We start from the raw sequence: 13,024 nt of genomic DNA on the forward strand, positions 1-13,024 counted from the left end.
AACACTTATGATATAATTTGCAATATATTTGTATTTAATTGTTAAATTATTAATTAAATAGCAGTGATTGATTAGCAGATTTTTATTAAAGATTGATGATGAAAAAAAACAAAAAAATTATTGGATTTTCTATACTTGCTATAGTACTAGTATTTGTTGGTAAATATGTTTATGATATGAATATCAATCATAATTTCGAAATTATTACTGAAGGTAAAGTATATAAATCAGGAATGATTCCACCCAATCAGATTGAAGATTATGTCAAAGAATTTCATATTAAATCGATTGTCGATTTGAGAATGCCTGGAACCAATGACTTAATTTTAAATCCTGAAAAACCAGGGGAATTGATGGCAGAAAAAATAGCTGTTGCAAAAATTGGAGGTGTGAATTACTTTAGTAATCCTTCAGATCAAATTCCAACTAAAAAAAACATTGAAATATTCACCAAAATAATGGACAATAAAGCAAATTATCCAATATTAATTCATTGTTATCACGGAACTGGAAGAGCAGAATTGTATTCGGCAATATATCGAATAGAATATGAAAATTTCACTAATGAAGATGCTCGGTCTGGAGTGAGAACGCTTATAAAATGGAGTTCTTTTGATGATGGAAAACCTAAAGGAGATTATTTGAAAGCCTATAAAAGCAGAAAACAAATAGAAGCGGAGAAGAAATAGTTTTAATCCACATACACTTTTACTCTTTCTCCCATGATATAAATTTTTTTTGTTCTAAAATGAATAGAAAATTCGGCTCTGTTCCAGTCATTTGTTTCGATTGATTTTGGATTAATTAAACTGTCATTAGTTTTATACCATAAAGAATAGGCCGAACTATCGAAACCTTCTTTGAATCTTAGTAATCCATCTTCAGTACATTCTAATCCCCAAGTTATATCTTTTTTTGACAAATCTTTATATTGAAAAATTCCAATTCCATCAGCATTTAAAATTACTATTGGTTCTGATATATTTTCATATTGATAAAGACCAAGTATAGGATAATTAATTTTTGTTGTAATAAAATGGGCTTTATTTTTAGCTGAAATTTTAGTAACTTTAATGTGAGCGAATGATTGTATTGAAAACAAGATTATAAAAAAACACAGATTAGTGAAATTTTTCATAAATTATGTTGGTTGAATAGTATTTATAGACAACTGTAAAAGTAAAAAACTTATTCGTTTAAAGAAATGAATTTTTTCTCATTCCTGTTTACATCTTATTTAATACGTATCGACAATAGAGAAATGGTTCTGAACTTTCGACACCTTTTCTACCATACTATTCTTTTTATATAAGTGGCAATTATGTAAATTTTACTACATATTGTATAACATCCTTATTGCAAATCTCACTCATCTTTGTAAAATAAAAACGTATAACTAAAATTAAAAAACAAATGAAAAAATTAATAGTATTTATGGCATTAGTTGCTGTCTCAGTAACCAATTCAAATGCACAATCGACAACTGACAATAGAGAAGAATTGTTTTTTGGATTAAAAGTAGGAACCAACTATTCTAATGTTTATGATTCAAATAATCAGGATTTCGTTGCTGATTCAAAATTTGGATTTGCAGCAGGAACATTTGTTGTTATTCCTTTCAGTAAATTTATTGGAATACAACCAGAGATTATGTTTTCTCAAAAAGGGTATAAATCTTCAGGAACGTATTTGGGAAGTACCTATATGATGACCAGAACGACTGATTTTATTGATATTCCACTTTTATTCGCGGTGAAACCAGTAGAACAAGTAACCTTATTATTTGGACCTCAGTTTTCCTATTTGATGAAACAGAAAGATGATTTTACTGGAGGAACTATTAGTTCAACACAGCAACAAGATTTTAACAACAATAATATTCGTAAAAATATTATGGGATTAACTGGTGGTGCTGATTTAAACTTTGGTAATATAGTTGTAGGTTTGAGAGCCGCTTGGGATGTTAAAGACAATGAAGGAAACGGAAATTCAACAACGCCTCGTTATAAAAACATGTTATATCAAGCCACTTTAGGTTTTAAATTTTAAATTTATTTAGGTTTAATTTCTAAAAGCTTTGTTGGTTGCATTTTTCTAAAAGCTTTGCTTAATCAATTCGCTAAATTAGGGTGTTGAATAGGAAGTAACTTTTTTAATTCTTCCTAGGTTTTGACTAGAGTAGATTATTTAAAAATAGTCCATAAAAATTGTTGCAAAATGAACAAATCCTATATAGAGTTAGGCTTTTTAAAAATTATTTAGATTAAAATGAGCTCGATATAGTATCGGGCTCATTCTTTTTATTCTTAGCAATAGATTTCATATTGATTAGGTAATTTTTTTGTCAAAGTGTTTTTTTTTTCGGGGTTTCTTTGGATTTGGATTGATTTGATTTATAAAATCATTTTGGTTAATTCCTTTTCTAATCTGTCAAAATTATCTTCATTTTTATCAATCACAAAACGTTTTATTTTTGCACACTCTTCTGCAGTAGTAAACAGCATTTTAAAAATAACTTTCGTCTTATTTTCAGAAATATCTTTAAAGCTTGCCACAACTTGAAAAATGGGTTTTGAAATTCGTTGCCAAGCTATGAGTGCTGGTTTTTCTATTTTAATAAACTCACATTCATTTTCATAATTTCCTTTATCAGGACCGTGCATTATAAAAATCCATTTTCCACCCACTCTAAAATCAAACGTATTAAAAGTGTTTGTGAAACCTGCTGGCCCCCACCAATTTTTTAGATGGTTTGGTTCAGACCAAGCGCGAAATACTAATTCCCTAGGTGCATTTATAATTCTTGAACTTACAATTTCGCTGTCCGGTGTTGTTGCTATAATTTCTGTTGCCATCAGAATCTATTTTATAGGTTGTGTTACTTAGAGAATCAAAGTTAATTCATTTTTAGTGTTTTTGAATATGTCGCTTTTTGTAATGCTATAACTTCATATAATTGTAATTATGAAATCAGTAGACTAAGTTGTGGGTTTTGGATTTATTATTTAGTCGATATTAAAATTCAGGTTTATTTGCCCTCCTGTATTTTTGGCTTTATTAAAATCAGATTTTAAAGTATTCGTAAAATTGGTATTCCCCATTATTTCAATACTAAAATTATTCAAAAAAGTGAAACCAAAACCAAATAAACCGCCAAAATTCACTTTTTTATAAAAATCATTCACAAGATATTGATTCGTATCTGATTTTGCATTCAATATTGTAGTTAATTTAATTCCTCCAAGTACATAAAAACCTTTATTATATTCTCTGTTGACATCAAATTTTAAAAGTGCATCGAGTTGTATTGTATTCAATTCTACTTTATTAAAAAGTGGAGTGGCATTACTGTATTGATCTGAAAAGTAATAATCTTCTTCAATGGTTTTATTGTACATTAAATTGGCTTTTGCACCAAAACTAGAATTGATTTTATGATCTACAAAAACCCCCAAACTTGGGCCGTAACCTGAATTTGCATATAATGGTCCTTCAATTGAGATCATATAATAATTCATTCCTGCAATTACACCATAATTTGTGTTTTGCGAAAATCCAATGTAAGAAATCGAAAGTAGTAATAGCGCAAGTAATCTTATTTTCATTTTTGTGTAGATTTTTTTTTATTTGGAAATCGTTTGGTTGCTAATGATGGGTACGAAATCAGGTTCCGATAGCTATCGGAATCGAACAGCAATCCTACTGATAATAATTAAAAAAAAAACGCTTCCTATTAATGGAAAAGGGCGTGCTTAAATTTTAGTTTTTAAAGAAATAACCGATTTATTTATTGCTTCTTGAATTGAAGTTTTTAGATTTTCATAATCTTCCTCTTTTTTCCAATTTCCATTTATATTAGTTACGGTTTGAATATTGTCTTGTTGCAAAAGTGAATTGTCATTTAAATCTATAAATTCAGTTCCGATATTTACATAGCCTTGTTTTCCTATTTCAATTACGCCATAATAGCTTACTAATAATCCGTATCTTACTTTTAGAAATATTATTTCATCGACATTATTTGATTTTTTTATATTTCTAAAGTCCTTTTTGCTATATTTTTTATCTGAATTTGGTTTCTCAAATTTAGACAGATTTTGGTAATCAATTTTATCAGTAATAAATTGAAATTGTTTGTTTTTTGATTTTAAAATTGCTGTGATTTCTGTCTTTAAAGTTTCATTTAAATTTAATTTTGGCTCAATTTTCTGTAATGGTTCTTTAAACCTATTCCCAGGTGTAAAAGCCATATCTAATAAGCCTTGTGATCCTGCTTTTGCCATTCCAATACTGTCAACTTCAAGTATTACTCCAACTTTTTTATTGTTTGAATAAAATTGTTGATTTAAGGGCATTGTTGTTACACAACTTGTAACTGTCAAAACAAAAAGAAAAGCAAACGTTATTTTAAGTGTTTTCATGATTTTTAATTTATTTTTTTGATTTTTTTGTTGGAATCTGTATGCAATATTTACTTCGGATTTTTACACTAAAATTTAGCTTAAATTCACAACAAATATAATTTTTTTTCTTACAAAAATTATGATAAAATTTATTTATTTTTATACTGATTAATTATTTTTTATTATGGTGTTTAAATGATTATTTGACTGTTGAAATTTGATTTACTATTTATAAAAACGACTTTTTTTTAGATTTAATCTTCGATAAAGTGGAGCGACTAGAATTTGAAACCACCAGAGGTTAAAAATAACCCCGAGTTCTTCACTTAGCTTCAATTTTAATTCTACTTTAGTGAGCTTCATTTGCAACGAAAAGCGGGAGAAAAGGTCCTGAAAACCTCAAAATCGTCCTACTCCTAAAAATCAGGCAATTATAGGGGAGATTATTTTGTAGAGAAATAAAAAAGAATTACTTTTGCACACCTTTTGGTGAATAAGAGTTTCCTTTAGGGTTCAACTAATTATACAAACAACTTCTGTTGTTTTCTTTCATGTTATGAAACTCAAGAGAATACAGAATACAAATTTTTAATCAGCATGTCTGAAATTTTAAAATCACAAGAAGAGTTTTTAGCTAATTTTAACTGGCACAATTTCGAAGAAGGAATTGATGTAGTGGATGAAAAAAACTTATTAGAATTCGAAGAACTAGTTTCAAAAACATTTATCGCTACAGATCAAGAAGAGGTAGTTGATGGTACAGTTGTTAGAATTACAGATAGAGACGTAATTGTTGATATCAACGCAAAATCGGAAGGTGTTATTTCATTGAACGAATTCCGTTACAACCCAGCTCTTAAAGTGGGTGACACAGTAGAAGTGTTAATTGACATCCGCGAGGACAAAACAGGTCAATTAGTATTATCTCACAGAAAAGCAAGAACTATCAAATCATGGGATAGAGTTATTTCGGCTAACGAAACAGGTGAAATTGTTACTGGTTTTGTTAAATGTAGAACTAAAGGTGGTATGATCGTTGACGTTTTCGGAATTGAAGCGTTCTTACCAGGTTCACAAATTGATGTGAAACCAATCCGTGATTACGATGTATACGTAAACAAAAACATGGAATTCAAAGTGGTAAAAATTAACCACGAATTCAAAAATGTTGTTGTATCTCATAAAGCGCTTATTGAAGCGGATATTGAAGTACAGAAAAAAGAAATCATTGGAAAATTACAAAAAGGACAAGTATTAGAAGGTGTTGTTAAAAACATTACTTCTTATGGTGTCTTTATTGACCTTGGTGGTGTTGATGGATTAATCCACATTACTGACCTTTCTTGGTCAAGAATCAACCACCCAAGCGAAGTACTTGAATTAGATCAGGTTCTTAACGTGGTAATCCTTGATTTTGATGACGAGAAAACAAGAATCCAATTAGGATTGAAACAATTGAACGCTCACCCTTGGGATGCTCTTGATGCTAAATTAGCAGTTGGAGACAAAGTAAAAGGTAAAGTAGTTGTAATCGCTGATTACGGTGCTTTCATCGAAGTTGCTGAAGGTGTTGAAGGTTTGATTCACGTTTCTGAAATGTCATGGTCTACTCATTTACGTTCTGCTCAAGATTTCGTAAAAGTAGGTGATGTTGTTGAAGCTGTTGTTTTAACTTTAGATAGAGATGATCGTAAAATGTCTATGGGTATCAAACAATTGTCACAAGATCCTTGGACTGATATCACTGCTAAATATCCAGTAGGTTCTAAACATTCTGGTATCGTTAGAAACTTTACAAACTTTGGAATTTTCGTAGAATTAGAAGAAGGAATTGATGGATTAATCTACATCTCTGACTTATCTTGGACTAAGAAAATCAAACACCCATCTGAATTTGTAAATGTTGGTGAAAAATTAGACGTAGTTGTATTAGAATTAGATGTTGATGGACGTAAATTATCTTTAGGTCACAAACAAACTACTGCTAATCCTTGGGATCAATACGAAGATTCATTCGCAGTTGGAACTGTCCACTCTGGTGAAATCTCTGAAATTGTTGACAAAGGAGCTACTGTAGAATTTGGAGAAGATATCGTTGCTTTCATTCCTACTCGTCACCTTGAAAAAGAAGACGGTAAGAAATTGAAAAAAGGTGATACTGCTGAATTCAAAGTAATCGAATTCAACAAAGAATTCAAAAGAGTTGTTGCGTCTCACACTGCTATCTTCCGTGAAGAAGAAGAGAAAAATGTGAAAGCTGCTGTTGAAAACACTTCATCTGCATCTACAAACGCTCCAGCTTCTACTTTAGGAGATGCAAACGATGTGCTTGCAGGTCTTAAAGCTCAAATGGAAAAAAACGAGAAAAAGAAATAATCTTTTTTAAGTTTAATAATAGAAATCCTCTCGTGCAAACGAGGGGATTTTTTTGTGAAAATAATTTAATATTATTTTTTGATATTTTTAAATCTCTTTTTAGCACTTATTAAAAATTTTGGTATATTGGTGCAAACGAAATAGTTCTTTATAGTAAAACTAAAATTATGATAAGAAATAGTATTATCCTTTTTTTTATATCGATTAGTTGTGCATTTGCACAAGAACATCCTATAGAGAATATGCCTCCAATTCCGGAATTCAATCCCAAAAATCCACATGTTCATGATCCAGTAATGGCCAAAGAAGGCGATACGTATTATGTTTTCGGAACTGGAAAAGGAATTAGCACATTGTCTTCAAAAGATTTAGTAATATGGAAAGAAGGAAAACCGGTTTTTGATGAAATTCCAGTATGGACAAAAGAAGCCCTTCCTGGATTTGATGGAGATATTTGGGCGCCAGATATTATCTTTTATCAAGGACAATATCATCTTTTTTATGCTTGTAATGCTACTCCTGGTAAACCAAATGCGGCCATTGGACATGCAACAAATCAGACATTAAATCCAAATAATACAAAATTTAAGTGGGTCGATCACGGAAAAATTGTCCAATCAATTTTAAATCGAGATCTGTGGCAGGCAATAGATCCCAACATTATACTTGATGAAAAAGGAACACCATGGTTTATTTTTGGTTCTTTTTGGGACGGCATCAAAGCAGTAAAAATGACTGATGATATGATGCAATTGAAATGGCCAGAAGAATGGTACACCATAGCTCGTCGTCCAAGTACACAGAAGTTATATGAATATGAACTTACAGACAGTCAAATTGAAGGTGCATTTATTTATAAACACGGAGACTATTTTTATCAATTTGTTTCTTTTGATATGTGTTGCAGAGGAATAAACAGCAATTACCATGTGGTGGTTGGCCGCTCTAAATCTGTAACAGGACCATATCTCGATAAAGCAGGTTTTTCAATGATTGACGGAAATGGAACTCTTTTAGCTTTTGGAGATGGAAAGAAATGGGCTGCAATTGGGCATAATTCGGTTTATAAAATTGAAGGTAAAGAATTTTTTGTTGCCCATGGTTATTCTATACCAGATAAAGGCGATTCTAAACTTATCGTTGCGGAATTGAAATGGGATGTTAATGGATGGCCTGTGGTTGATTTAAAGTAGTAGTGTTATTTATTGCCTTAGCAATATGACCATTTTACAACAAAATCTAAATTTAAAAAGCAAATTGTAATACTTTACATCGAAATGATAAAAAAAGTATAACTTATTGACATTGTACGAGCGCAATACAATGGAGTGAAGTCAATCTTTTGAACTCATGCTAAAAAAGCTGTAATGACTTTATTAAAGCTTAAATAGTGCTTTTTTAAGTATTAATTGAGTTTCTAGTACTATAGTAAAATTCATTATTCTATAACTAAGAATTAAATTAAGGAAAACTAAGTCTTAACTAATCTTAATTTACTTAATGGTTTAAAAGAAAGGGTATGCAATTTAGAAAAGTTTTTTTTATGTTTTTAAATCCAAAACTAAAGTAATCCCGTAAATGCTTTTATAACTTAATAAATACATTTATGAAAACTAGAAAATTTTTATCAGTTGCATTTTTTGCAGTAGTATTTGGAGCTACGGCTTTTGCCCAAAAATCAGTAACAGTTGGAGGCGCTCCAATGTATCCTTCAAAAAACATTATTGAAAACGCAGTCAATTCAAAAGACCACACCACTTTAGTAGCAGCTGTAAAAGCAGCAGGATTAGTGGAAACTTTGCAAGGTAAAGGACCATTCACTGTTTTTGCACCAACCAATGCTGCATTTGACAAGTTGCCAATGGGAACTGTTGAAACTTTGTTGAAACCTGAAAATAAAATGATGTTACAAACAATTTTAACGTATCATGTAGTAGCTGGAAAAATGAATGCTTCTGATATTGCTATGGCCATTAAAAAAGGAAACGGAAAAGCAATGATGAAAACCGTAAGTGGTGGAACATTAACGGCTTGGATGAAAGGTAAAAAGTTGTACATCACAGACGAAAAAGGAGGGATGTCAATGGTTACTATCGCCGATGTAAATCAATCTAATGGGGTTATTCATGTTGTGAATGCGGTACTTTTGCCTAAGTCATAAACTAGAATTTTGAACATAGAAAGTCCCTCGCGAAAGCGGGGGATTTTTTTTTGCTTTCAAAACGATTCATTTCTGATTCTAAATAGTGGAAATAAAAAGAGAAACCGGTAGGTTCTGGTTTGATTAAGATTAGTGTTGTCCTATATTTGATTTTATCAAAAATTTCTACTTGTATGATATTAAGTTTTAAAAGAATAGTCAGCTTATTTGGAATTGTAGTGTTGTTTTCTAGTTTTTTTTATAAAAACATAAGTAACAAGATAACCATTAAAAACAGCCTTGATTTTGAACGAAATGAATTAGTATCCATTCGTTTTAAGGACTATAAATGCTTTTCTAATAGTAAAAATCACGAATCTTTATTGATAAAAGACAAAAACGGCAAACAATTGGTGACTCAATTGGTTGACAATAACCTAGACGGTATTCCAGATGAGTTACTGTTTCAAGCAGCAGTTCCTGCTAATTCGGAGGTTACTTATACTGTTATTACAACTTCAAAATCAATTCAAAAGAGGCCCTTAGATTCGATTACCACCTTTGCCCGATTTGTTCCAGAAAGAATTGACGATTTTGCATGGGAAAATGACAAAGTGGCTTTTCGTACTTATGGACCAGAAGCTCAAAGACTGACAGAAGCGGGTAGAACAGATGGAACACTTTCCAGTGGAATAGATCTTTGGCTAAAACGGGTTCCTTATTCAATAATTGATTCTTGGTACTTTAAAAACGTCAAATCTCCAGGTTATTATCATATCGATCACGGTGAAGGTTATGATCCTTATCATGTAGGCAGTAGCAGAGGTACAGGAGGAACTGGAATTTGGGAAAATGATAGTTTATATGTTTCTAAAAACTATGTCAAAAGTCGAATAATTGCAAGGGGACCTTTGCGTACCATCTTTGAATTGGATTATGCTCCTTGGAGTAAATATGGAGTAAATGAAACGAAACGAATCTCTCTTGATTTAGGAACTAATTTTTCGAAATTTGAAAGTAAAATAAGTTCAACAAGTTCAATTCCAAATTTCACTTTAGGTATTACGCTACATGAGAAAAAAGGAATTTCCGCCCTTAACGTTCAAAAAGGAATTTACCGTTATTGGGAACCTATCGATGATTCTTTTGTTGGAGAAGGAATTGTTATTGATCCTAAAGTTGTAAAAAAGGCACTAAATTATCAGTCTAAAACCCCTGATCAAAGCCAAATTTTAATAGTAGCAGCACCCGAAAATAATAGCTTAATTTATTATATAGGTTTTTCATGGTTGAAAAGTGGCCAAATACAATCTGTTCAAGATTGGGATCTTTTATTGGAAAAACAATCCAAAATAATTCAAAATCCACTTTTAGTTACAATTAAATAATTGTAATAGTTTAAATTTTATTTCGAACTGCCTATAAAGTATAGCAATTATTTGTTTAATTGCTTAAAATACAATGAAGATGGTTTTTATGTGATTCGTTATTGTTAATTTGTTTTTATACAATCGACTTTACTTTTTACATCATGAAATAACACCAATATCTAGAAATAACTGTTTTAGTTTTAATAAAATGAAGAAAAAGAATATTTACAACCGTTTTTTATACTGCTTGATTATTTGTAGCTTTTCAGCATGTTCTACTCATAAAATCGTGCAAACAAATGTTGGATATGGTTGGTCAAACAATTCGGTAAACACAGTAAAATTCCGAAAAAATGCTTTGACTACATTTAAGCAATTTCAATTTACGGCCTATTATGATGAAAATGGTTTTCTTATTTTAGGAAAACGCAAATCAAACTCAAAAAACTGGAAAACAGTTCAAACAGCTTATAAAGGGAATAGTAGCGATGCTCATAACACTATTAGTATCGCCATTGACGGAGATGGTTATTTGCATGTTTCTTGGGATCATCATAATACCAAATTACGGTATGCAAAAGGAGCAGCACCATTGAGTTTAGAACTTGGTGAAGAGCAAGCTATGACAGGAATAGAAGAGCAAAAAGTAACTTATCCCGAATTTTATAATCTGCCTAATGGAAATCTACTTTTTTTCTACCGTTCAGGAGCGTCTGGTAAAGGGAATATGGTAATTGATTCCTATGATGTTAAAAGTAAGAAGTGGGTGCAATTGCAGCAAAATTTACTTGACGGAGAAGAACAAAGAAGCGCTTATTGGCAATCTTGTATTGATGATAAAGGCGTAATTCATCTTTCGTGGGTTTGGCGAGAAAGTTGGGATGTATACACCAATCATGATTTATGTTATGCTCGTTCAAAAGACGGTGGAATCACTTGGGAGAAATCTACGGGTACGAAGTATACATTACCCATAACAGCTGCTACAGCTGAATATGCATGGAAAATTCCACAAAAAAGCAGCTTGATAAATCAAACGGCAATGACAGCGGATAAAAATGGGAATCCTTATATCGTATCTTATTGGAGTGAAAATGAAATCCCACAATTTCAAATTGTATATTTAAACAATGGAAATTGGAAAAAAGAAAATACCGGTTTTCGAAAAACGGCTTTCTATTTGGGCGGCGGTGGAACTAAACAAATCCCTATTTCAAGACCGGATATTTTTATTGACGATAAAGGAAAACAAACTACATTATATCTTCTTTTTAGAGATGAAGAAAGAGGAAACAAAATATCTTTGGCCTACAAGAATTTGAATGAAATATTCAATTGGAATATAACAGATTTAACACCTAATTCTATCGGGCAATGGGAACCTAATTATGATCTTAATCTTTGGAAAACGGATCGAAAATTAAATATTTTTTCACAAGAAGTTACTCAAATAGATGGTGAAGGCGTAGCGAAACTGCAACCAACAATGATTCGTATAGTAGAATTGAAAAATTTACCGAAATAGTTTAATACAATAAAAATGAAAATAAATAAACTTGTCCCGTTTTTAAGTATGTGCTTAACCCTAACTTTATTTTGTTCTTGCGGTTCTAGTTCTAAAATAGCTAATAAATCACATACTAAGCCTGCAAATAGCTCTATTTCTGAAAACAAAGCGAATGTATTGGCGATCATTAATAAAGTGAACAAACATTGGCAAAATACCCATCCCGTGCCAGATCGTGCTTTTTGGAATCCTGCAGCTTATCATACGGGAAACATTGAAGCTTATAAGGTAACGGGCAATCAAGACTATTTGAATTATTCAAAAGCCTGGGCTGAAAAAAACGAATACAAAGGGGCTAAATCGGATAATAAGGCAGAATGGAAGTATAATTATGGAGAAACCAATGATCATGTGCTTTTTGGCGATTGGCAAATCGCTTTTCAAACGTATATTGATATTTATACTGTAGAAGGTCAAAAAGATCCACAAAAGATAAAGCGTGCACGTGAGGTGATGGAGTATCAGATGAGTACCAATGCAAACGATTATTGGTGGTGGGCGGATGGACTTTATATGGTAATGCCCGTAATGACGAAGCTGTATAAAGTTACTGGAAACGAACTGTATTTAAAAAAGCTGCATGACTATTTGAATTATGCCAACAGTATTATGTATGATGAGGAGTCACAATTATATTTCCGTGATGCCAAATATCTGTTTCCCAAACATAAAAGTGCAAACGGTAAAAAGGATTTTTGGGCTAGAGGAGACGGATGGGTTTTTGCTGGATTGGCAAAAGTTATTCAAGATTTACCAAAAGACGCAATATTTCGAGAGGAATATATTACTAGGTATAAAGCCATGGCAAAATCTTTAAAAGAGGCACAACAGCCAGAAGGCTATTGGACACGAAGCATTCTAGATCCCGAACAGGCACCAGGACCTGAAACTAGTGGAACGGCATTCTTTACCTATGGATATTTGTGGGGAATTAATAACGGTATTTTAGACAAGAAAATCTACTTGCCTGTTATTGAGAAAAGTTGGGACTATTTAACTAAAGTAGCACTTCAGGAAGATGGAACAGTAGGGTATGTGCAACCAATTGGAGAAAGAGCCATTCCGGGACAGGTGGTAGATATAAATTCGACTGCCGATTTTGGTGTTGGCGCTTTTTTATTAGCGGCTTCAGAAATGTACCGGTTTTTGGAGAAAATATAATTCCTAA

Annotated in this window: 12 protein-coding genes; 8 read left to right on the forward strand and 4 right to left on the reverse strand. The window is 31.7% G+C overall.

Going from position 1 to position 13,024, the window contains the following annotated elements:
- Window positions 1-98 precede the first annotated feature (98 nt).
- A complete protein-coding gene (locus E0F76_RS17340) occupies window positions 99-689 on the forward strand; it encodes a dual specificity protein phosphatase family protein (RefSeq protein WP_132009171.1) in 591 nt (196 codons plus the stop codon).
- 2 nt (window positions 690-691) lie between these two features.
- On the opposite strand, the gene E0F76_RS17345 is transcribed toward E0F76_RS17340, so the two are convergent.
- Window positions 692-1,138 carry a hypothetical protein gene (locus E0F76_RS17345; protein ID WP_132009173.1) on the reverse strand — a complete coding sequence of 149 codons (447 nt, stop codon included), beginning with the start codon at window positions 1,136-1,138 and terminating at the stop codon, window positions 692-694.
- A 275-nt stretch (window positions 1,139-1,413) separates the two neighbouring features.
- On the opposite strand from E0F76_RS17345, the gene E0F76_RS17350 reads away from it, so the two are divergent.
- On the forward strand, window positions 1,414-2,049 hold the full coding sequence (locus tag E0F76_RS17350) for a porin family protein (protein WP_132009176.1): 636 nt from the start codon (window positions 1,414-1,416) through the stop codon (window positions 2,047-2,049).
- Between the two features lie 344 nt (window positions 2,050-2,393).
- On the opposite strand, the gene E0F76_RS17355 is transcribed toward E0F76_RS17350, so the two are convergent.
- The 3 genes from E0F76_RS17355 to E0F76_RS17365 form a co-directional block, all read right to left on the reverse strand.
- On the reverse strand, window positions 2,394-2,855 hold the full coding sequence (locus E0F76_RS17355) for an SRPBCC family protein (RefSeq protein WP_132009179.1): 462 nt from the start codon (window positions 2,853-2,855) through the stop codon (window positions 2,394-2,396).
- A 150-nt stretch (window positions 2,856-3,005) separates the two neighbouring features.
- Window positions 3,006-3,605: an outer membrane beta-barrel protein gene (locus tag E0F76_RS17360; protein ID WP_132009182.1), complete on the reverse strand. Its 600-nt coding sequence runs from the start codon at window positions 3,603-3,605 to the stop codon at window positions 3,006-3,008.
- Window positions 3,606-3,752: 147 nt separating this feature from the next.
- On the reverse strand, window positions 3,753-4,421 hold the full coding sequence (locus E0F76_RS17365) for a hypothetical protein (RefSeq protein ID WP_132009185.1): 669 nt from the start codon (window positions 4,419-4,421) through the stop codon (window positions 3,753-3,755).
- Window positions 4,422-5,000: 579 nt separating this feature from the next.
- On the opposite strand from E0F76_RS17365, the gene rpsA reads away from it, so the two are divergent.
- The 6 genes from rpsA to E0F76_RS17395 all read left to right on the forward strand — a co-directional run bounded on the left by rpsA (window position 5,001) and on the right by E0F76_RS17395 (window position 13,017).
- Window positions 5,001-6,779 carry a 30S ribosomal protein S1 gene (gene rpsA, locus E0F76_RS17370; RefSeq protein ID WP_132009188.1) on the forward strand — a complete coding sequence of 593 codons (1,779 nt, stop codon included), beginning with the start codon at window positions 5,001-5,003 and terminating at the stop codon, window positions 6,777-6,779.
- A gap of 167 nt (window positions 6,780-6,946) precedes the next feature.
- Entirely contained in the window at window positions 6,947-7,972 is a 1,026-nt protein-coding gene (locus E0F76_RS17375) for an arabinan endo-1,5-alpha-L-arabinosidase (RefSeq protein WP_132009191.1), read from the forward strand.
- Window positions 7,973-8,385: 413 nt separating this feature from the next.
- Entirely contained in the window at window positions 8,386-8,940 is a 555-nt protein-coding gene (locus tag E0F76_RS17380; RefSeq protein WP_132009194.1) for a fasciclin domain-containing protein, read from the forward strand.
- Window positions 8,941-9,113: 173 nt separating this feature from the next.
- Window positions 9,114-10,307 carry a DUF4861 family protein gene (locus E0F76_RS17385; RefSeq protein ID WP_132009197.1) on the forward strand — a complete coding sequence of 398 codons (1,194 nt, stop codon included), beginning with the start codon at window positions 9,114-9,116 and terminating at the stop codon, window positions 10,305-10,307.
- Between the two features lie 271 nt (window positions 10,308-10,578).
- Window positions 10,579-11,814: a BNR repeat-containing protein gene (locus E0F76_RS17390; RefSeq protein ID WP_246022102.1), complete on the forward strand. Its 1,236-nt coding sequence runs from the start codon at window positions 10,579-10,581 to the stop codon at window positions 11,812-11,814.
- A 15-nt stretch (window positions 11,815-11,829) separates the two neighbouring features.
- Window positions 11,830-13,017: a glycoside hydrolase family 88/105 protein gene (locus E0F76_RS17395; RefSeq protein ID WP_220398947.1), complete on the forward strand. Its 1,188-nt coding sequence runs from the start codon at window positions 11,830-11,832 to the stop codon at window positions 13,015-13,017.
- Window positions 13,018-13,024 lie beyond the last annotated feature (7 nt).

The organism is Flavobacterium cellulosilyticum (assembly GCF_004349355.1).
In the GTDB taxonomy this organism is placed as follows: Bacteria; Bacteroidota; Bacteroidia; order Flavobacteriales; family Flavobacteriaceae; genus Flavobacterium; species Flavobacterium cellulosilyticum.

Bases quoted from the DNA above. Each gene is read 5' to 3' on its own strand.
- E0F76_RS17340 (WP_132009171.1), top strand. From the start codon at position 99: ATGAAAAAAAACAAAAAAATTATTGGATTTTCTATACTTGCTATAGTA.
- E0F76_RS17345 (WP_132009173.1), bottom strand. From the start codon at position 1,138: ATGAAAAATTTCACTAATCTGTGTTTTTTTATAATCTTGTTTTCAATA.
- E0F76_RS17350 (WP_132009176.1), top strand. From the start codon at position 1,414: ATGAAAAAATTAATAGTATTTATGGCATTAGTTGCTGTCTCAGTAACC.
- E0F76_RS17355 (WP_132009179.1), bottom strand. From the start codon at position 2,855: ATGGCAACAGAAATTATAGCAACAACACCGGACAGCGAAATTGTAAGT.
- E0F76_RS17360 (WP_132009182.1), bottom strand. From the start codon at position 3,605: ATGAAAATAAGATTACTTGCGCTATTACTACTTTCGATTTCTTACATT.
- E0F76_RS17365 (WP_132009185.1), bottom strand. From the start codon at position 4,421: ATGAAAACACTTAAAATAACGTTTGCTTTTCTTTTTGTTTTGACAGTT.
- rpsA (WP_132009188.1), top strand. From the start codon at position 5,001: ATGTCTGAAATTTTAAAATCACAAGAAGAGTTTTTAGCTAATTTTAAC.
- E0F76_RS17375 (WP_132009191.1), top strand. From the start codon at position 6,947: ATGATAAGAAATAGTATTATCCTTTTTTTTATATCGATTAGTTGTGCA.
- E0F76_RS17380 (WP_132009194.1), top strand. From the start codon at position 8,386: ATGAAAACTAGAAAATTTTTATCAGTTGCATTTTTTGCAGTAGTATTT.
- E0F76_RS17385 (WP_132009197.1), top strand. From the start codon at position 9,114: ATGATATTAAGTTTTAAAAGAATAGTCAGCTTATTTGGAATTGTAGTG.
- E0F76_RS17395 (WP_220398947.1), top strand. From the start codon at position 11,830: ATGAAAATAAATAAACTTGTCCCGTTTTTAAGTATGTGCTTAACCCTA.